This window comes from Stenotrophomonas acidaminiphila, assembly GCF_001431595.1.
Classification (GTDB): domain Bacteria; phylum Pseudomonadota; class Gammaproteobacteria; order Xanthomonadales; family Xanthomonadaceae; genus Stenotrophomonas; species Stenotrophomonas acidaminiphila.
In genome coordinates this window covers 36,922-55,482 of the sequence record NZ_LDJO01000039.1, presented here as the reverse complement: position 1 = coordinate 55,482, position 18,561 = coordinate 36,922, and the positions used below count along the sequence as shown (strand labels likewise).

Annotated in this window: 15 protein-coding genes and 1 tRNA gene; 3 read left to right on the top strand and 13 right to left on the bottom strand. The window is 68.5% G+C overall.

The window, feature by feature from the left end; translation table 11 throughout:
• Positions 1–629: 629 nt before the first annotated feature.
• From ABB33_RS12770 to murJ, 6 genes are all read right to left on the bottom strand, one after another.
• Positions 630–705, bottom strand: a tRNA-Thr gene (locus ABB33_RS12770).
• A gap of 36 nt (positions 706–741) precedes the next feature.
• Positions 742–1,692, bottom strand: a complete 951-nt coding sequence (gene ispH, locus ABB33_RS12765) for a 4-hydroxy-3-methylbut-2-enyl diphosphate reductase (protein WP_056932363.1) — start codon at positions 1,690–1,692, stop codon at positions 742–744.
• Between the two features lie 59 nt (positions 1,693–1,751).
• Complete coding sequence (lspA, locus tag ABB33_RS12760; RefSeq protein ID WP_054664186.1) at positions 1,752–2,264, bottom strand: signal peptidase II; 513 nt, start codon at positions 2,262–2,264, stop codon at positions 1,752–1,754.
• 75 nt (positions 2,265–2,339) lie between these two features.
• A complete protein-coding gene (gene ileS, locus ABB33_RS12755; RefSeq protein ID WP_056932362.1) occupies positions 2,340–5,171 on the bottom strand; it encodes an isoleucine--tRNA ligase in 2,832 nt (943 codons plus the stop codon).
• 6 nt (positions 5,172–5,177) lie between these two features.
• Positions 5,178–6,233 carry a bifunctional riboflavin kinase/FAD synthetase gene (locus ABB33_RS12750; protein WP_056932361.1) on the bottom strand — a complete coding sequence of 352 codons (1,056 nt, stop codon included), beginning with the start codon at positions 6,231–6,233 and terminating at the stop codon, positions 5,178–5,180.
• Between the two features lie 82 nt (positions 6,234–6,315).
• A complete protein-coding gene (gene murJ / locus ABB33_RS12745; RefSeq protein WP_056932360.1) occupies positions 6,316–7,908 on the bottom strand; it encodes a murein biosynthesis integral membrane protein MurJ in 1,593 nt (530 codons plus the stop codon).
• Between the two features lie 115 nt (positions 7,909–8,023).
• Here murJ and rpsT point away from each other — a divergent pair, with 115 nt between their 5' ends.
• Positions 8,024–8,293, top strand: a complete 270-nt coding sequence (gene rpsT / locus ABB33_RS12740) for a 30S ribosomal protein S20 (protein WP_054664179.1) — start codon at positions 8,024–8,026, stop codon at positions 8,291–8,293.
• 762 nt (positions 8,294–9,055) lie between these two features.
• Here rpsT and obgE read toward each other — a convergent pair.
• The 4 genes from obgE to rplU form a co-directional block, all read right to left on the bottom strand.
• Positions 9,056–10,111 (bottom strand): GTPase ObgE, encoded by a 1,056-nt coding sequence (gene obgE, locus ABB33_RS12735; RefSeq protein WP_056932359.1) that lies wholly within the window; start codon positions 10,109–10,111, stop codon positions 9,056–9,058.
• Positions 10,098–10,940, bottom strand: a complete 843-nt coding sequence (locus ABB33_RS12730) for a hypothetical protein (RefSeq protein ID WP_152985079.1) — start codon at positions 10,938–10,940, stop codon at positions 10,098–10,100. Before ABB33_RS12730 ends, obgE begins: the two co-directional genes overlap by 14 nt.
• Positions 10,941–11,022: 82 nt before the next feature.
• Positions 11,023–11,283: a 50S ribosomal protein L27 gene (gene rpmA, locus ABB33_RS12725; protein WP_056932358.1), complete on the bottom strand. Its 261-nt coding sequence runs from the start codon at positions 11,281–11,283 to the stop codon at positions 11,023–11,025.
• Positions 11,284–11,300: 17 nt separating this feature from the next.
• On the bottom strand, positions 11,301–11,609 hold the full coding sequence (rplU, locus tag ABB33_RS12720; protein WP_054664165.1) for a 50S ribosomal protein L21: 309 nt from the start codon (positions 11,607–11,609) through the stop codon (positions 11,301–11,303).
• Between the two features lie 282 nt (positions 11,610–11,891).
• Between rplU and uvrA the strand changes: the two genes are divergently transcribed.
• Positions 11,892–14,852: an excinuclease ABC subunit UvrA gene (gene uvrA, locus ABB33_RS12715; protein ID WP_056932357.1), complete on the top strand. Its 2,961-nt coding sequence runs from the start codon at positions 11,892–11,894 to the stop codon at positions 14,850–14,852.
• Positions 14,852–15,259, top strand: a complete 408-nt coding sequence (locus tag ABB33_RS19235; RefSeq protein WP_054664159.1) for an acyl-CoA thioesterase — start codon at positions 14,852–14,854, stop codon at positions 15,257–15,259. The genes uvrA and ABB33_RS19235 overlap by 1 nt, the downstream gene beginning before the upstream one ends.
• Positions 15,260–15,357: 98 nt before the next feature.
• Here the strand turns inward: ABB33_RS19235 and ABB33_RS12705 are convergent, their stop codons facing one another.
• The 3 genes from ABB33_RS12705 to ABB33_RS12695 all read right to left on the bottom strand — a co-directional run bounded on the left by ABB33_RS12705 (position 15,358) and on the right by ABB33_RS12695 (position 18,558).
• Positions 15,358–16,950, bottom strand: coding sequence for a M20/M25/M40 family metallo-hydrolase (locus ABB33_RS12705; RefSeq protein ID WP_056932366.1), 1,593 nt, complete (start codon positions 16,948–16,950; stop codon positions 15,358–15,360).
• 124 nt (positions 16,951–17,074) lie between these two features.
• Complete coding sequence (locus ABB33_RS12700) at positions 17,075–17,956, bottom strand: carbon-nitrogen hydrolase family protein (RefSeq protein ID WP_056932356.1); 882 nt, start codon at positions 17,954–17,956, stop codon at positions 17,075–17,077.
• Positions 17,953–18,558 carry a GNAT family N-acetyltransferase gene (locus ABB33_RS12695; protein WP_056932355.1) on the bottom strand — a complete coding sequence of 202 codons (606 nt, stop codon included), beginning with the start codon at positions 18,556–18,558 and terminating at the stop codon, positions 17,953–17,955. Before ABB33_RS12695 ends, ABB33_RS12700 begins: the two co-directional genes overlap by 4 nt.
• Positions 18,559–18,561 lie beyond the last annotated feature (3 nt).

Sequence of the window (18,561 nt, the reverse complement as noted above, 5' to 3'; positions counted from 1 at the left end):
GAACTCTGGCCGGTCCACTGGCAAGCAATCAGGCCGCACATTCCCTGTGGCGAAAACATGATCCGCCCTCAGGGGAGCCGCCGCCATGAAGCAGCTCATTGCGGTGCGATATGGCCAAATTGAAAATCCAATCACTGGTAGCCGGCCAGCTTTCCGATCGTCACTGGTGCAGGAAAGGGCATCAAGGCCAACTGCCCCCCATATTACGGATGCGTTTCATACAAACAGGTCGGACAGGATGGATCCGCCTACTGCCCATCGGTGTAATGCTGACTTGACCCCGGATGCTCACTCACCCAAGACAACACTTCCATCATCCAGCTAATGCTCTACGCCTCATACACCGGGGCAGCACATGCAGGAACAAGCACACCTGCTTATCCAATTGCTCATATTGGCAATCCCCGAGCGACGCACTGAGCACGATGCGGTGAGGTAGTTTTCATTGAGAGCACGGAATCCGCAGGTGCCCTTAATTCAGATCAGGATATCGGCATCTACCTCCCCCGACTCTTCGCAAGCCTGAAGGATGCCAGAGGGACCGATTAGTCCGATGCGCAGGAAGGCTTGCCTGCCATTGCTTCCCGCCAGAGGCCAAAGAAAAGGCCCGCACGAGGCGGGCCTGATCTTGGTGCCGGAAACAGGAGTCGAACCTGCGACCTACGCATTACGAATGCGCCGCTCTACCAACTGAGCTATTCCGGCGGAGCCGCCAATTGTAGGGGCTGGCCGGCGATGTGGTCAATCGACCAGACGCAGGCGCAGTTCCTTGGGCAGCGCGAACACCATCGACTCCGGCTCGCCGGCCAGTTCGGCGATGCCACCGGCGCCGAGTTCGCGCAGGCGCTCGATCACGCCGTCGACCAGCACCTGCGGCGCCGATGCGCCGGCGGTCAGGCCGACGCGCTGCTTGCCGGCCACCCACTGCGGGTTGATCTCGTGCGCGCCGTCGATCAGGTACGACTCCACGCCCTCGCGGCGGGCCAGTTCGGCCAGGCGGTTGGAGTTGGAACTGTTCGGCGAACCGACCACCAGCACCAGATCGCACTGCTGCGCCAGTTCGCGCACCGCGTCCTGGCGGTTCTGCGTGGCGTAGCAGATGTCGTCGTTCTTCGGCCCCTGGATGGCGGGGAACTTGGCCCGCAGCGCGGCGATCACGCTGCGGGTGTCGTCCACCGACAGCGTGGTCTGGGTGGTGTAGGCCAGGTTCTCGGGCTGGCCGACGCGCAGCGCGGCGACATCGTCCTCGTCCTCGACCAGGTAGATGGCACCGGCGCCCTCTTCGCTGCGCCACTGCCCCATCGTGCCCTCGACCTCGGGGTGGCCCTCGTGACCGATCAGCACCACGTCGCGACCCGCGCGGCAATGGCGCGCGACCTCGAAATGCACCTTGGTCACCAGCGGGCAGGTCGCGTCGAACACCTTGAGTCCGCGCCGCCCGGCCTCGTCGCGCACCGCCTGCGACACGCCGTGGGCGCTGAAGATCACCGTGTTGCCGTCCGGCACCTCGTGCAGCTCCTCGACGAAGATCGCGCCGCGCTGCTTCAGGTCGTCGACCACGAAGCGGTTATGCACGACTTCGTGGCGCACGTAGATGGGGGCGCCCAGCGTCTCGATCGCGCGCTTGACGATCTCGATGGCGCGGTCGACACCGGCACAGAAGCCGCGGGGGTTGGCAAGCAATACGTCCATGCGGCGATTCTAATGGCGACGGCGGGAAATAAGGGGAACGGGACCGAAACCGTACCGCCTCATCCCGCCTTCCCGGGCCCGCGGCTGCGCCCTTCGAACAGCCCGGACAGGGCGATGCCGATGGCGCCGGCCACGATCGCCGAATCGGCGATGTTGAACGACGGCCAGTAGTGGTCGCCGACGTACCACTGGATGAAGTCCACCACGTGGCCGTGGACCTGGCGGTCGATGACGTTGCCGATGGCGCCGCCGATCACCAGCGCGTACGGCAGCGCCGCGCGCCAGTTGCCGCGCGCGGTGCGCGACAGCCAGAACGCCATCAAACCGCTGATGCCCACCGCCAGCGCGGTGAAGAACCACAGCTGCCAGCCGCCGGCGTCGCTGAGGAAGCTGAACGCCGCGCCGGTGTTGTAGGTGCGGTACCAGTTCCAGAAGCCGTCGATCACCGGCACCGGGGTGAACTCGGGCAGGCTGGCCAGTACCCAGGCCTTGCTCCACTGGTCCAGGCCGATGACCGCCACCGACACCAGCAGCCAGATCAATGCGTTGGGTTTGACAGCCTTTGCTTGCATGTAATGCGCCTGTAGTGGAGTGCCATGGAACGGAGGTGCGTCAGCGCGCGCCATCCGTTCCGGGTAACGCGCGGATCAGAACCAGCGGCGGTCTTCGCCGGCGCCGTCGATGTTGCCGACGCAGCGGCCGCACAGCTCCGGGTGCGCGGGATCGCCGCCGACGTCGCCGCGATGGTGCCAGCAGCGCACGCACTTGGCCTTTTCGGTCGGCTGGGCGCTGACGAACACCTCGTCGGTGGTCGCCGGGCGCACGCTCACGTCGCCGCTGATGAACAGGAAACGCAGTTCATCGGCCAGCGGCTGCCAGCGCACTGCCTGTTCCTGGCTGGCGGCCACGGTGATCTCGGCTTCCAGCGCGGCACCGATGGCGCCATTGGCGCGCATCGGCTCCAGCACCTTGGCCACCTGTTCGCGCAGGGCCAGCAGTTGCTCGAAGTCGGCGGCCGACAACTGCGCGTCGGCCGGCAGCGGCGCCAGGCCGTCGTACCAGGTGGTGAACAGCACGCTGCCGGCATGCTCGCCCGGCAGGTAGCCCCACAGTTCGTCGGCGGTGAAGGTCAGGATCGGCGCGACCCAGCGCACGAACGCCTCGGCGATGCGGTACATCGCGCTCTGCGCCGAACGGCGGCCGCGCGAATCGGCCGGCATCGTGTACAGGCGGTCCTTGGTCACGTCCAGGTACAGCGAGCCCAGGTCGACGCTGCAGAAGTTCAGCAGCAGCTGCACGATCTCGGCCATGTTGTAGCTGGCGTAGGCGGCCTTGATCTTCTCCTGCAGCTCGAACGCGCGGTGCACGATCCAGCGGTCCAGCGCCACCATGTCCTCCAGCGGGCGCAGGTGCAGGGACGGATCGAAGCCGTCGAGGTTGCCGAGCAGGAAGCGCGCGGTGTTGCGCAGGCGCCGGTAGGCGTCGGCATTGCGCTTGAGGATTTCCTGCGACAGCGACATCTCGTTGCTGTAGTCGGCCGAGGCGATCCACAGGCGCAGGATGTCCGCGCCCAGGGTGCGCATGATTTCCTGCGGCTCGATGCCGTTGCCCAGCGACTTGGACATCTTGCGTCCGTGCTCGTCCACGGTGAAGCCGTGGGTCAGGCACTGGCGGTACGGGGCGTGCCGGTCGATGGCCACGCCGGTCAGCAGCGAGGACTGGAACCAGCCACGATGCTGGTCCGAGCCTTCCAGGTACAGGTCGGCCGGCTTGCCGAAGCCGCGCGCCAGCAGCACGCCCTCGTGGGTGACGCCCGAGTCGAACCAGACATCGAGGATGTCGGTGACCTTTTCGTACTGCGCGGCCTCGTCGCCGAGCAGCTCGGCCGGGTCCAGCGAGTACCACACGTCGATGCCGCCTTCCTGCACGCGGTCGGCCACCTGCTGCATCAGCTCGACGGTGCGCGGGTGCGGCTGCCCGGTTTCGCGGTGGGTGAACAGCGCGATCGGCACGCCCCAGGTACGCTGGCGGCTGATGCACCAGTCCGGGCGGCCATCGACCATGCTGGCGATGCGCGCCTTGCCCCAGGCCGGGAACCAGCCGACGTTGTCGATGGCGGCCATGGCATCGGCGCGCAGCCCGGCCTTGTCCATCGAGATGAACCACTGCGGGGTGGCGCGGAACACCACCGGCGTCTTGTGGCGCCAGCAGTGCGGGTAGCTGTGCTGGATCTCGGCGAACGCCAGCAGCGCGCCATTGCCGCGCAGCACGTCGACGATCAGCGGCTGCGCCTTCCACAGGTGCACCCCGGCCAGCGCCACGTCGCCGGCCGGCGGCGTGGAAGGCAGGTAGACGCCGCGGCCATCGACCGGGTTGATCTGGCCGGCGGTGTACGCATCCATCACCCCGTACTGCTGGCTGACCGCGAAGTCCTCCTGGCCGTGGCCGGGCGCGGTATGCACCGCGCCGGTGCCGTCGGCGTCGGACACGTGCTCGCCGTTGAGCAGCGGGATGTCGCGGTTGGCGTAGAACGGGTGCGCCAGCAGCTGGTTCTCCAGCGCCGCGCCCTTGGCATGGCCGTGCACGACCATCCCGGCCACGCCATAGCGGGCCAGCGACCGCTCGGCCAGCGCCGCGGCCAGGACCAGCCAGCGCGGCTGGCCGTCACGGGCCGGGCCTTCGACCAGCGCGTACTCGATGTCCGCGCCCAGCGACACCGCCAGCGAGGCCGGCAGGGTCCACGGGGTGGTGGTCCAGATCGGCACCGCCACTTCCACGCCGGCCGGCAGCTCGACCCCGAAGCAGGCCGCCAGCGCCCTGGAATCGCGTGCGGCGTAGGCCACGTCGATCGCCGGCGAGGTCTTGTCCTGGTATTCGATCTCGGCTTCGGCCAGCGCCGAGCCGCAGTCGAAGCACCAGTGCACCGGCTTTGCGCCGCGCACCAGGTGCCCGTTGGCGACGATCTTGGCCAGCGCGCGGATCTCGTTGGCCTCGAAGTCGAAGCTCAGCGTCTTGTACGGGTTGTCCCAGTCGCCGATCACGCCCAGGCGCTTGAAATCGGCGCGCTGCAGGTTGATCTGCTCCTCGGCGTACTCGCGGCACTTCTGGCGGAACTGCTCGGCATCGAGCTTGGTACCGACCTTGCCCCACTTCTTCTCGACCGCGATCTCGATCGGCAGGCCATGGCAGTCCCAGCCCGGCACGTAGGGCGCGTCGTAGCCGTCCAGGTAGCGCGACTTGACGATGATGTCCTTGAGGATCTTGTTGACCGCATGGCCCAGGTGGATCTGGCCGTTGGCGTACGGCGGGCCGTCGTGCAGCACGAACAGCGGCCGCCCCTGGGCGTTCTCGCGAAGCTGCGCGTAGATGCCCTGCTCTTCCCAGCGCGCCAGGATGCCCGGCTCGCGCTTGGGCAGGTCGCCGCGCATCGGGAATTCCGTTGCCGGCAGGTGGAGGGTAGCTTTGTAGTCTTGGGTCACGGGTACTTACCCTTGCGCGGCTGTTAATGAAGAGTCCGCACAGGGATGTGCGGGCTGTTGCGAGGGACTCGCATTTCCGGCGTCCGCACAGGAATGTGCGGGCTGTTGCGAGGGACTCGCATGTTCGTTGAGGAGGGTGCGCGCCTGCTCGGCGTCGCGGTGCATCTGCGCAGTCAACGCCGGCAGATCGTTGAACTTCTCTTCGTCACGCAGCTTGGCGACGAACTCGACTTCGATGTGGCGGCCGTACAGGTCGCCCTGGAAATCGAACAGGTGGGCTTCCAGCAGCGGCTCCACGCCCTGCACGGTCGGGCGCGTGCCGAAGCTGGACACCGACGGCCACGGCCCGCCCTGCCCGGAATCGCCGGACACGCCGTGCACCCAGGTGGCGTAGATCCCTGAAAGTGCGGGCGTCCGCGGGAAACGCAAGTTGGCGGTCGGGAAGCCCAGGGTGCGCCCGAGCTGCTTCCCGCGCACCACCCGGCCGCCGATCGCATACGGACGGCCCAGCAGGTCGGCGGCATGGTCGAATTCGCCGGCCACCAGCAGTTCGCGGATGCGGGTACTGGAAATGCGCTCGCCGTTCAGGTGCACCGGCGCGATCTCGCCGGCGGCGAAACCCAGCTCGGCGCCCATGGCCTGCAGCAGCGCCAGGTCGCCGCCGCGGCGGTGGCCGAAGTGGAACTTCGGGCCGATCCATACTTCGCGCGCTCCCAGACGGCGCACCAGCATGTCGCGCACGAAATCCTCGGCGGTGATGGCCGCCATCTTCGCGTCGAAGCGCAGCAGGCCGACGCTGTCGATGCCCAGCCCGCGCAGCGTGGCCACCTTGTCGCGGGCCAGCATCAACCGTGGCGGCGGGGTATCGCGGGCGAAGAACTCGCGCGGCAGCGGCTCGAAGGCCAGCGCCACCGCCGGCACGCCGAGCGCGCGCGCGCGCTCGACCGCGTGGCGCACCAGCACCCGGTGGCCCCTGTGCAGGCCATCGAAGGCACCAATGCAGACCACGCTTCCCTGCGGGAACAACACCCCGCCCTCGACGTCTCTAAACAGCCTGCTCATTCAAACCCGGATCCGGCCCTTGCGGGCCGGCGCTTTGCCATGTGTAGCCGGGAAGTATAGCGGCGGCGCGGGCACGGCCGCCTCACTGCCCGCGCAGGTCGCGCGGGCGGAAGCCCATGGCGAGCATCGCCAGCAGGTAGGTCAGGCCACCGCCGCCCACCAGCAGCGCCAGGCCGCCGATACGCTGCCACTTGTCCATGCCGCCGAAGCCCGGCAGCCAGTGCAGCAGCGCCAGCAGCACCGCGCTCATGGCCATGCAGGCCAGCACCAGCCGCAGCACGTAGCCGCCCCACCCCGGGCGCCGCCGGTAAACCCCGGTCTTGCCCAGCCAGTACCAGAGCAGGGCCAGGTTCAGGTAGCTGGACAGCGCACTGGCGATGCCCAGCGCCAGGTGCAGGCCCGGCTGCGCCGCCAGCGCCGCCATCACGCCCTGCGCCTTCAGCGCTTCGGGCACCATCACCTGGTACAGCACCGCCAGCAGGATGAAGTTGAACACCATGTTGGCCACCAGCGCGGCCACGCCGGCGCGTACCGGGGTCTTGGTGTCCTGGCGCGAATAGAACGCCGGCAGCACCACCTTCAGCAGCGCGAACGCCGGCAGGCCGAAGCTCAGCCCGTAGACCGACAGCGCGGTCATGCGGGTGTCGAAGTCGGTGAACTCGCGGTACTGGAACAGGGTGGCGATCAGTGGCTGGGCGAGCAGCAGCAGGCCGAGCATGGCCGGCACCGCGATCAGCAGGGTCATGCGCAGGCCCCAGTCCAGCGCGTTGGAGAAGCCCTCGCCGTCGGTCTTGACGTGGTGCCGGGCCAGCGCCGGCAGGATCACCGTGCCCAGCGCCACGCCGAACACCCCCAGCGGCAGCTCCAGGAAACGATCGGCCAGCGACAGCCAGGACTGCGAGCCGTCGCTGAGCCGGGCCGCGATCACCGTGTCCAGCATCAGGTTGATCTGCGCCACCGAGGACCCGAACAGGGTCGGCACCATCAGGGTCAGCACCTTGCGCACGTCGGGATGGTTCCAGCCCCAGCGCGGCAGGGTCAGCAGGTCGATGCCCTTCAGCGACGGCAGCTGGAACAGCAACTGCAGCACGCCGGCCGCCAGCACCGCCCAGCCCAGCGCCAGGATCGGCACCTCCAGCCGGGGCGCCAGCCACAACGCGCCGGCGATCATGCACAGGTTGAGGATCACCGGGGTCAGCGCCGGCATCGCGAACTTCTGGAAGCTGTTCAGCGCCCCGCCGGCCAGCGCGGTCAGCGACACGAACAGCAGGAACGGGAAGGTCAGCCGCAGCAGGTCCACCAGCAGGCCATACTTGACCGGGTCGGCGGCATCGGCGTCGGCGAACAGCCAGGCGATCTGCGGGGTGAAGATCAGGCCCAGCGCTGTCAGCACCAGCAGGACCCCGCCCAGGGTGCCGGACACCCGCGCCATCAGCTCGCGCAGGTCGGCGTGCGGGCGGGTCTCCTTCACTTCGGTGAACACCGGCACGAAGGCGGTGGCGAACGAGCCCTCGGCGAACAGCCGGCGCAGGAAGTTGGGCACGCGGAACGCCACCCAGAATGCATCGGTGGTGGCATTGGCGCCGAAGGTGATGGAAATCGCCTGGTCGCGGACGAGCCCCAGCACCCGCGAGATCATCGTCATGCTGCTGAACGACAGCAGCCCCCGCAACATGCGCGGTGAACTCACCCACGGCCCCCTTGACAACTCGACTTGACGTTCATTCTGACAGCCATCATACTTGCGTGCTTGCTGTTCCCACCATACCGATTTTCAGGAAACCACCACCGTGGCCAATATCAAGTCCGCCAAGAAGCGCGCCAAGCAGACCGTTGTGCGCAACGCGCGTAACACGGCTCAGCGTTCGATGCTGCGCACCGCCGTCAAGAAGGTGATCAAGGCTCTGGATGCCAATGACGCCGCCGGCGCCGAGGCTGCCTTTGCTGTCGCCCAGCCGATTCTCGACCGTTTCAGCGCCCGTGGCCTGATCCACAAGAACAAGGCCGCCCGTCACAAGAGCCGCCTGACCGCCCGCATCAAGGCCCTCAAGGCCGCCTGATCGGCGCGATCATCGGGAGCCGCGCGGCTCCCGACGCCAGAAACCCGGCCAAGGCCGGGTTTTTTGTGTCCGCCATCCATGGCGGCCACCCTTCGGGCCATCGGCAGGCGATGTCGGAAACCGCTCCCGGCGGTTTCCTTGTGTCCGCCATCCGTGGCGGCCACCCTTCGGGCCATCGGCAGGCGATGTCGGAAACCGCTCCCGGCGGTTTCCTTGTGTCCGCCATCCGTGGCAGCCACTCTCCGGGCCATCGGCAGGCGATGTCGGAAACCGCTCCCGGCGGTTTCCTTGTGCCCACCATCCAGGGCGGCCACCCTCCGGGCCATCGGCAGGCGATGTCGGAGACCGCTCCCGGCGGTTTCCTTGTGCCCACCATCCGTGGCAGCCACTCTCCGGGCCATCAGCAGGCGATGTCGGAAACCGCTCCCGGCGGTTTCCTTGTGCCCACCATCCGTGGCAGCCACTCTCCGGGCCATCGGCAGGCGATGTCGGAAACCACGCTCCGGCCGTTTCCTCGTGCCCACCATCCAGGGACGACCGCACTCCCGGCCATCGAAGGGCGATGCCGGAAGCCGCTGCCGGCGGGCTTCTGTTGCCCGGCTCCGCCAGGCAGCGGCAGGAACGGCCGCCGCCGCGCGGGGACCGCCTCCGGGAAGCAGCGGCACCGCAGAAACCATCGCAGGGAACGAACGCCGCGGCGTCGGCAGCAATGAAAAACCCGGCCGTGGCCGGGTTTTTCCTGTGCGCCGGAGCGGAGTCGCCTCAGCCCTGCGCCTCGCGCGCCTCGGCCTCGAGCAGCCTCTGCTGGTCGAAGAAGGCCATGATGTCCTTCATGATCGGCCAGGTACCCTCGCGGCCCAGTGCCGAGACCAGGTACCACGGACCGGTCCAGCCCAGCTCCTTGACCACCTGCTCGGCCGCGGCCCGCGCCTCGTCCTCGAACATCAGGTCGGCCTTGTTCAGCACCAGCCAGCGCGGCTTCTCCAGCAGCTCCGGGTCGTGCTTGCCCAGTTCGCGCTCGATCGCGCGCACCTGCTCGACCGGGGAAACGCCTTCCACGCCCCCCTCCATCGGCGAGATGTCGACCAGGTGCAGCAGCAACCGGGTGCGCTGCAGGTGGCGCAGGAACTGCGCACCGAGGCCCGCGCCATCGGCCGCACCCTCGATCAGGCCGGGGATGTCGGCGATCACGAAGCTGCGGTAGTTCTCCACCTTGACCACGCCCAGGTTCGGGTACAGCGTGGTGAACGGGTAGTCGGCCACCTTCGGCGTCGCCGCCGAGACCGCCCGGATCAGGGTGCTCTTGCCGGCATTCGGGAAGCCCAGCAGGCCGACGTCGGCCAGCAGCTTCAGCTCCAGCTTGAGCAGGCGCTGCTCGCCCTCCTCGCCCGGCAGCGCCTGGCGCGGCGCGCGGTTGGTGGAGCTCTTGAAGTGCATGTTGCCCAGGCCGCCCTTGCCGCCCTTGGCCACCAGCAGGCGGTCGCCATGGCGGGTCATGTCGCCGATCACCTCGTCGGTGTCGACGTTGATGACCACGGTGCCGACCGGCACGGTGATGACCAGGTCTTCGCCACCCTTGCCGTAGGCCTGGCGGCCCATGCCGTTCTCGCCGCGCTGCGCCTTGAAGATGCGCTCGTGGCGGAAGTCGACCAGCGTGTTCAGGTTTTCATCGGCGCGCAGCCAGACGCTGCCGCCGTCGCCGCCGTCGCCACCGTCGGGACCGCCGAGCGGAATGAACTTCTCGCGGCGGAAACCGACGCAGCCATTGCCGCCATTGCCGGCGATTACAGAGATTTCGGCTTCATCAACGAGTTTCATCTTGGTATCGCAAGGTTCTCAGAATTACTTCGGCCCGCAGCACCGGCGCGTCCTGCGCCGCGCCGGCGGCGCGGTACAGGCGCACGATGCGGCGGGGGTTGCCCCGCCCGTCGGGCAGGAAATAGTGATTGGAGACGCGGTATTCCGCACCTTCCAGCAATTCCGCGTCGTCCAGCGGATGCCCCTGCGCATCGCGCGCCAGGACCTGGCGGCGCTTGTGGACGGGGGCGCCATCGGGCGCGACGCTGGTTGATTCTTCCAGCTCGACCCGGTTGGACGCGCCAAGGGTCAGGCTTCTTTCAAAGTCCTCGCGACCCTCGATGCCCGGACGGCGGCCTTTGTAGCTCAGGGTACGCGTGGCGCCAGCATAGCGGACCGTGCCCTCGCCCATCGGCCAGTCCGGCTGCCCGCTGCCTTGCGGCGCCCGCAGCCAGATCCGTACCGTGGCCGGCGGCGGGCGCTTGCCCTCGCCATAGGCCATGTGGACTTCCCAGCCGCGACTCCCGTCCCAGCTGAAGACCATCGTGCGCAGCCAGCCCCCGGCATCGAAATCGCCACGGGCGCTGCTGCGCTCGACGCCTTCGGCGCCAGGCTCGGGCTGCCAGCCCTGCGGATCGGCCAGCAGGGCCGGCAGTTGCGGCGAGCCCGGTGGAAGGGCCAGGGTTTCAGCCTGCAACGAGACCAGCGGCCCGGCAACGGCCAGGGTGTCACGGTCGCTGGGAATATCGGCCGCGCATCCGGCGCAGGCCAGCAGGCCGCACAGCAGGGCCACAGCCCGGTAACGGATCACCCTTCCCTGCCTCCTGCCCACACGCGGCCCGCGGATCATCTGGAAACGAGAAGCCCCGCCGAAGCGGGGCTTTCGTCGGCGGCGCCCACGCCGTGGCCCGGGCACCCGTGCGTGCGGGAGATCAGACTTCCGCGACGACGCTGACGGTGCGGCGCTTCTTCGGGCCCTTCACCGCGAACTCGACCTTGCCGTCGACCAGCGCGAACAGCGTGTGGTCACGACCCAGGCCGACGCCGGCGCCCGGATGGAACTGGGTGCCGCGCTGACGCACGATGATGTTGCCGGCTTCGATGGCCTGGCCACCGAAGATCTTGACGCCCAGATACTTCGGGTTGGAGTCGCGGCCGTTGCGCGAGGAGCCTACGCCCTTTTTTTGTGCCATGACGGATTCTCCTTGGATTAGCCGGCGATGCCGGTGATTTCGATTTCGGTGTAGTACTGGCGGTGACCCTGGCGCTTCATGTGGTGCTTGCGCCGGCGGAACTTGATGATCTTCACCTTGTCGGCGCGGCCGTGGGCCACGACCTTGGCGGTCACCGAAGCGCCCTTCAGGGCATCGCCGATCTTGATGCCGTCGGCATCGCCGAGCATCAGGACGGTGTCGAACTTGATCTCGCTGCCGGCTTCGGCTTCGAGCTTCTCAACGCGGAGGGTCTCACCCTGCGCGACGCGGTACTGCTTACCGCCGGTTACCAGGACTGCATACATGGAATGTCTCTTCTGTAGTTATTCTCAGGAGCTGCCCCCCATCGAGGGCGGACAGAAGCGGAATTTTACCGGTACCCGGCCGTCCGGGTCAAGTCGACCCCGGGGCGGAAAACCGTGCCTGAACAATGGCCTGCGCCGGGCCCGGGCGCGGGCATGCGCGCTGGCAATTCCGGCAATTGCCCCCAAATCCCAAGCTCGCTAGGCTGATCGACTGCCGTCAGCTGCATCCCCTGCCCCCTCCGCACCCGGTACCCGCCGTGCGCGGCCAAGAACGGACCTCCCATGGCGATGGATTTCATCCGCATCCGCGGCGCGCGGACGCACAACCTCAAGAACATCGACCTCGACCTGCCCCGCGACAAGCTGATCGTGATCACCGGCCTGTCCGGCTCGGGCAAGTCCTCGCTGGCGTTCGACACCATCTACGCCGAGGGCCAGCGCCGCTACGTCGAGTCGCTGTCGGCCTACGCGCGGCAGTTCCTGAGCGTGATGGAGAAGCCTGACCTGGACCACATCGAGGGCCTGTCGCCGGCGATCTCGATCGAGCAGAAGTCCACCAGCCACAACCCGCGCTCGACCGTGGGCACCATCACCGAGATCTACGACTACCTGCGCCTGCTCTACGCCCGCGTCGGCAGCCCGCGCTGCCCCGACCACGGCTACCCGCTGGAAGCGCAGACCGTCAGCCAGATGGTCGACCAGGTGCTGGCGCTGGACCCGGAACAGCGCTACATGCTGCTGGCGCCGGTGATCCGCGAGCGCAAGGGCGAGCACGTGCAGGTGTTCGACCAGCTGCGCGCGCAGGGCTTCGTGCGCGTGCGCGTGGACGGCGAACTGCACGAGATCGACGCGGTGCCGCCGCTGGCGCTGCGCCAGAAGCACACCATCGAGGCGGTGATCGACCGCTTCCGCCCGCGCGGGGACCTCAAGCAGCGCCTGGCCGAGAGCTTCGAGACCGCGCTCAAGCTGGGCGACGGCATGGCCACCGTGCAGTCGCTGGACGACGCGCAGGCGGTGCCGCAGCTGTTCTCGTCCAAGTACTCCTGCCCGGTCTGCGACTACGCGCTGCCGGAGCTGGAGCCGCGCCTGTTCTCGTTCAACTCGCCGGTCGGCGCCTGCCCGGGCTGCGACGGCCTGGGCATGGCCGAGTTCTTCGACCCCGCGCGCGTGGTGGTGCACCCGGAGCTGTCGCTGGCCGCCGGCGCGGTGCGCGGCTGGGACCGCCGCAACGCCTACTATTTCCAGCTGATCGCCTCGCTGGCCAAGCACTACAGGTTCGATGTCGACGCGCCGTGGCAATCGCTGCCCGCGGACGTGCGCCAGGCCGTGCTGTACGGCAGCGGCGAAGACCAGATCACCTTCACCTACTTCACCGAGAACGGCGGCCGCAGCCAGCGCAAGCACCGTTTCGAGGGCATCATCCCCAACCTGGAGCGCCGCTACCGCGAGACCGAATCGCCGGCGGTGCGCGAGGAACTGGCCAAGTTCATCAGCGAACGGCCCTGCCCCGAGTGCGGCGGCGCGCGCCTGAACAAGGCCGCGCGCAACGTGTTCGTCGCCGACCGCCCGCTGCCGGAGCTGGCGGTGCTGCCGATCGACGAGGCCAAGCGCTTCTTCGGCGAGCTGAGCCTGCCGGGCTGGCGCGGCGAGATCGCCGCCAAGATCGTCAAGGAAATCAGCGAACGGCTCGGCTTCCTGGTCGACGTGGGCCTGGACTACCTCACCCTGGAGCGCAAGGCCGACACGCTGTCCGGCGGCGAGGCGCAGCGCATCCGCCTGGCCTCGCAGATCGGCGCCGGCCTGGTCGGGGTGATGTACGTGCTCGACGAGCCGTCCATCGGCCTGCACCAGCGCGACAACGAGCGCCTGCTCGGCACCCTCACCCGCCTGCGCGACCTCGGCAACACGGTGATCGTGGTCGAGCATGACGAGGATGCGATCCGCCTGGCCGACCACGTGGTGGACATCGGCCCCGGCGCCGGCGTGCACGGCGGCGAAGTGGTCGGCGAAGGCCGGCTGGAGGACATCCTCTCGGCGCCACGCTCGCTGACCGGGCAGTACCTGTCGGGCAAGCGCAGCATCGAGATCCCGGCGCGGCGCCACAGGCCGAACCCGAAGATGACGCTGCACCTGCGCGGTGCCAGCGGCAACAACCTCAAGGCTGTGGACCTGGACATCCCGGCCGGGCTGCTGACCTGCATCACCGGCGTGTCCGGCTCGGGCAAGTCCACGCTGATCAACGACACCCTGTACTCGCTGGCGGCCAACGAGATCAACGGTTCCTCGCACCCGGTCGCACCGTACCGCGAGGTCGAGGGCCTGGACCTGTTCGACAAGGTCGTGGACATCGACCAGTCGCCGATCGGCCGCACCCCGCGCTCGAACCCGGCCACCTATACCGGCCTGTTCACCCCGCTGCGCGAGCTGTATGCGCAGGTGCCGGAAGCGCGCGCGCGCGGCTATTCGCCGGGCCGCTTCAGCTTCAACGTGCGCGGCGGCCGCTGCGAGGCCTGCCAGGGCGATGGCCTGATCAAGGTGGAGATGCACTTCCTGCCGGACGTGTACGTGCCCTGCGACGTCTGCCACGGCAAGCGCTACAACCGCGAGACGCTGGAGATCCTGTACAAGGGCTACAACATCAACGACGTGCTGGAAATGACCGTCGAGGATGCGCTGAAGCTGTTCGAGCCGGTGCCGGCCATCGCCCGCAAGCTGGAAACCCTGGTCGACGTGGGCCTGAGCTACATCAAGCTGGGCCAGAGCGCGACCACGCTGTCCGGCGGCGAGGCGCAGCGCGTGAAGCTGTCCAAGGAACTGTCGCGGCGCGACACCGGGCGCACCCTGTACATCCTCGACGAGCCGACCACCGGCCTGCACTTCCACGACATCGAGGCCCTGCTCGGCGTGCTGCACAAGCTGCGCGACGAGGGCAACACCGTGGTGGTGATCGAGCACAACCTGGACGTGATCAAGACCGCCGACTGGATCGTCGACCTCGGCCCGGAAGGCGGCCACCGCGGCGGCACCATCCTGGTTTCCGGCACGCCCGAAGACGTGGCCGCGCACCCGGCCTCGTACACCGGCCAGTTCCTGGCCAGGCTGCTGCCCTCCACCAGTGCGCGCCCGGAGCAGCCCGCGGCGGTGGCCAACAAGCCCGACGCGCGGCCGCCGCGCAAGGAAAAACCCGCAAAGAAAGCGACCGCGAAGAAGGCCGCCGCCCCCCGCAACAGGAAGGTTTCGTGATGAGCACCGAACACAAGCAGCTGGCCCGCGTGCCGATCAGCGTGCGCTGGCGCGACATGGACTCGATGGGCCACGTCAACAACGCCAAGTACGTGTCCTACCTGGAAGAGGCGCGCGTGCGCTGGATGCTGGGCGTGGAAGGCGTGTCGATGAACGACCGCATCGCCCCGGTGGTGGCCAACACCAACATCAACTACCGGCTGCCGATCGTGTGGCCCGACGACATCGTGGTCGAGCTGTTCGTCGAGCGCCTGGGCACCAGCAGCGTGACCATCGGCCACCGCATCGTCGACCAGAAGGACCCGGGCAAGCTGTACTCCGACGGCAACGTGGTGGTGGTGTGGATGGACACCCAGACCGGCCGCAGCGCGCCGCTGCCGGAGGCGGTGCGCGCCGCGTCGAGCTGAGCCGGCGCCGCGGCCGCGCCACGCGGCAGCGAAGCACCGCCTACACGACGAAGGGGCCGCGATGCGGCCCCTTGTCGTTTCCGGCAGTGGTGCGTGGGTCAGTCTTCCAGCAGCGGCTTGCGCGGCATCTTCTCTTCGCGCATGGCGGCGTTGTAGGCGAACGCGGCGACGATCGCCGCGGCCTGCTTCAGGTCTTCGGCCTCGGCGTGGTCCCAGGTATCCAGGTTGCTGTGGTGGACGTTGCTGAAGTAGTCCAGCCGGTCCTGGATGAACTGGAAGCCCGGCAGGCCGACCCGGTCGAAGCTGATGTGGTCGGTGCTGCCGGTGTTGCGGCTGGCCACGGTGGCGGCGCCGACGTCGTTGAACGGCTTCAGCCAGGCCTCGAAGATCGGCATCGCGGCGATGTTCTCCTGGGCGTAGATGCCACGGAAGCGGCCCGAGCCGTTGTCCATGTTGAAGTACACCGAGAACTTCTCGTAGTCGCGCAGCTTCTGCAGCGGGCCGGTGGGCGCGCGCAGCGAGGCAGGCAGCGCCTTCTGCGCCGGATCGGTCGGCTCGGGATAGTGCGCGAAGTGCCTTGCCACATACGCCTGCGAACCGATCAGGCCCTGCTCCTCGCCGCTCCACAGCGCCACGCGGATGGTGCGCCGGGGCTTGGCGCCCACCGCCTTGAGGATGCGCATGGCTTCCATCATCACCGCCACGCCGGCGGCGTTGTCGGCCGCGCCGGTGCCGGTGTGCCAGGAGTCCATGTGCGCGCCGAGCATCACGATCTCGTCGGCCTTGCCGCCGCCGCGGATCTCGGCGATGGTGTTGTGGCCCGGCTGGTCGGCCTCGTCGGTGAAACGTGCATCGACGTTGATCCGCAGCTTCACCGGCTGCTTGCGCTCGAGCGCGCGCGCCAGCTGGTTGTAGTGCTCGGCGATCATCGCCAGTTCGGGGATGCCCACCGGCTCGCCGGCCTTGCGCGAACCGCCGCCGCCGACACGGATGATGCCGTTGTCCCAGCCGCTGATGCTGATCGAGGCCAGCGCGCCCTCTTCGGCAAGGAAGGCGTTGGTGGCGCGCACCAGTTCCTGGCGCTCGGCGTACTCCTTGACCCGCTTGGCACGGTCCTTGTCCGCGGATTTGGGAATGGTGAATTCCTGCAGCCCCTCCAGCGAGGTGGCGTCATGCCGGTGCGAGTCGGCTTCGATGCCGCGCTTGTACTCGCGCGCGTCGCCCAGCAGCAGGATCTTGCCACGCAGCTTGCCCTTGTATTTTTCCAGGTCGGCAAGCTTCTTGATGTCGACCTTGACCACTTCGCCTTCGACCGTGCCCTGGGTGCCCGGCGTCCACGCCTTGGGCAGCGCATACAGCTGGGTCAGGCGTGGCTCCAGCATCTCCACGCTGGCCGACTCGAACTCCCAGCCGCGGCCGAAGTCGTCGAACGCCTCGTCATGCACGCTGGTCAGCCCCCATTCGCCGAATTTCTGCCGGGTCCAGGCGTTGGCCCGGATCATGGCCGGCGAATTGGTCAGGCGCGGCCCGATGCTCTCGGTGAGGTAGGAAAAGGTGTCCATCACCTGCGAGCGGTGGAACGCCTCCTGGCGGATCTTGCCCACCATGTCCAGGTCCACCTGCTCGGTCGCGCCCGCGCCACCGGCGAACGCCAGCCCCATGCCCAGTACCAGCAAGCACCGCTTGATCATCATTTCCCCCGGCCCGCGGCCGATCACGACAAAGGCCCGAGTCTAGCCAGCGCCGGGAGCGGCCGAGCCGGCCAATGGTCATGGTCGCGCATGGGCAGCGGGCCTGCGCACCATAGGCGCGGGCTCAGCCCGGTGATACCACGGCGCGTTGCAGCAGCGGCCGCCACTGCCCCGGCCAGTCGCGGTCGTTGGCCACCTGCGCGTGTGCACGGCTGGCCTCGAAGGCGGCGAAATCCAGTTCTGCCATCGCCCAGGGCTGGCCATCAGCGGTCCGCGCCAGCACGCCGTCGTCGGGGAAGCCGCGGTCCATCGGCGCATACACCGTCGCCTCGCCGGTATTGACGTCCAGCGCCGGGCTCCAGCCGGCCATGCCGGCGGTCACCGCCTGCGCGACGAACATGCGGTTCTCCAGCGCCCGCGCCAGGCAGCCCACGCGCACGCGGGTGGCGCCGGCTTCGGTGTCGGTGCAGCTGGGCACCACCAGCAGGCGCGCGCCGGCTTCGTGCTGGGCACGCACCGGCAGCGGGAACTCGCTGTCGTAGCAGACCGCCACGCCGGCACGGATGCCGTCGATCTCGAACACCTTGAGCACGTCGCCGGCCTCGATCACTCCGCTGGCCTGCTCGAAGCCGGTCAGCTGCAGCTTGTCCTGCCACAGGTGCGTACCCTGCGGGGTCAGCCAGTCGCAGCGGTTGCGGTAGCGGCCGTGGCCGGTGTCGAGCAGGAACGTGCCGGCGACCACGTGCATGTCCAGCTCGCGGGCGAGGCCGGCGAACAGCTGCAGCCACGGTTGCCGGTAGCGCTGGATCGCCGCCAGCGACGCCGCCAGGTCGCGCTGGATGCCCGCGTCGAAGGTGGCCGCCAGTTCCAGCGACAGGTATTCGGGCAGCACCGCGATGCGCGCGCCGGCCGCGGCGGCGGCCCCCAGTTCCTGGCGCTGGCGCCCGGCGAAGGCGTCGAAATCGACCGGGGCGCCGATCCGGTAGCGGGCAACGGCGATCTTCATGCGACGGGCTCCAATGCACGGGTCCAGAGGGTGAGGGCGTGCGACAGCTCGCCGCGGCCGACCTCGTCCCAGCGCAGGTGCAGGGTCATGCCCGGCTGCCGCGCATAGCCGCGCCTGCGCCAGAACCCGTCGTGGTCGCGGTGGCCGGCGGGCCGGCGCGGGTCGTCGTGGTCGCGGTCCACCGCGCAGAACGCGGTCATCGCGAAGCGCCCGAGCGCGCGCGCATGCGCCTCGCGGGCATCGAAGAAGGCATGGCCGATGCCACGCCCGCGCCAGGCCGGCAGCAGCACCGATTCGCCGAAATAGAACGCCTGCGCCGGATCGATGCCGGCCGCCTCGAACGGCTCGCGGAACGCCGGGCCGTCATCGAGCAGCGGCAGGCCGGTGGAGGCGCCCACAATCTCATCGCCGGCCCGCGCCACCACGCACACCGCATCCGGCGTGGCCGCATAGGCGGCCAGGTAGTCGCGCTCGTAGTCCAGGCTGCCCTGGTACAGATACGGCCAGTCGTTGAATACCCGGATGCGCAGGCGCGCCACGTCGTCCAGTACCGGCAGCAGGTCGGTGCCGCGCAGGGCGGCGATGGCGGGAGAGGCGTCCATGGC

Bases quoted from the DNA above. Each gene is read 5' to 3' on its own strand.
- ispH (WP_056932363.1), bottom strand. From the start codon at position 1,692: ATGGACGTATTGCTTGCCAACCCCCGCGGCTTCTGTGCCGGTGTCGAC.
- lspA (WP_054664186.1), bottom strand. From the start codon at position 2,264: ATGCAAGCAAAGGCTGTCAAACCCAACGCATTGATCTGGCTGCTGGTG.
- ABB33_RS12750 (WP_056932361.1), bottom strand. From the start codon at position 6,233: ATGAGCAGGCTGTTTAGAGACGTCGAGGGCGGGGTGTTGTTCCCGCAG.
- murJ (WP_056932360.1), bottom strand. From the start codon at position 7,908: ATGTTGCGGGGGCTGCTGTCGTTCAGCAGCATGACGATGATCTCGCGG.
- obgE (WP_056932359.1), bottom strand. From the start codon at position 10,111: ATGAAACTCGTTGATGAAGCCGAAATCTCTGTAATCGCCGGCAATGGC.
- ABB33_RS12730 (WP_152985079.1), bottom strand. From the start codon at position 10,940: ATGATCCGCGGGCCGCGTGTGGGCAGGAGGCAGGGAAGGGTGATCCGT.
- rpmA (WP_056932358.1), bottom strand. From the start codon at position 11,283: ATGGCACAAAAAAAGGGCGTAGGCTCCTCGCGCAACGGCCGCGACTCC.
- rplU (WP_054664165.1), bottom strand. From the start codon at position 11,609: ATGTATGCAGTCCTGGTAACCGGCGGTAAGCAGTACCGCGTCGCGCAG.
- uvrA (WP_056932357.1), top strand. From the start codon at position 11,892: ATGGCGATGGATTTCATCCGCATCCGCGGCGCGCGGACGCACAACCTC.
- ABB33_RS19235 (WP_054664159.1), top strand. From the start codon at position 14,852: ATGAGCACCGAACACAAGCAGCTGGCCCGCGTGCCGATCAGCGTGCGC.
- ABB33_RS12705 (WP_056932366.1), bottom strand. From the start codon at position 16,950: ATGATCAAGCGGTGCTTGCTGGTACTGGGCATGGGGCTGGCGTTCGCC.
- ABB33_RS12700 (WP_056932356.1), bottom strand. From the start codon at position 17,956: ATGAAGATCGCCGTTGCCCGCTACCGGATCGGCGCCCCGGTCGATTTC.
- ABB33_RS12695 (WP_056932355.1), bottom strand. From the start codon at position 18,558: ATGGACGCCTCTCCCGCCATCGCCGCCCTGCGCGGCACCGACCTGCTG.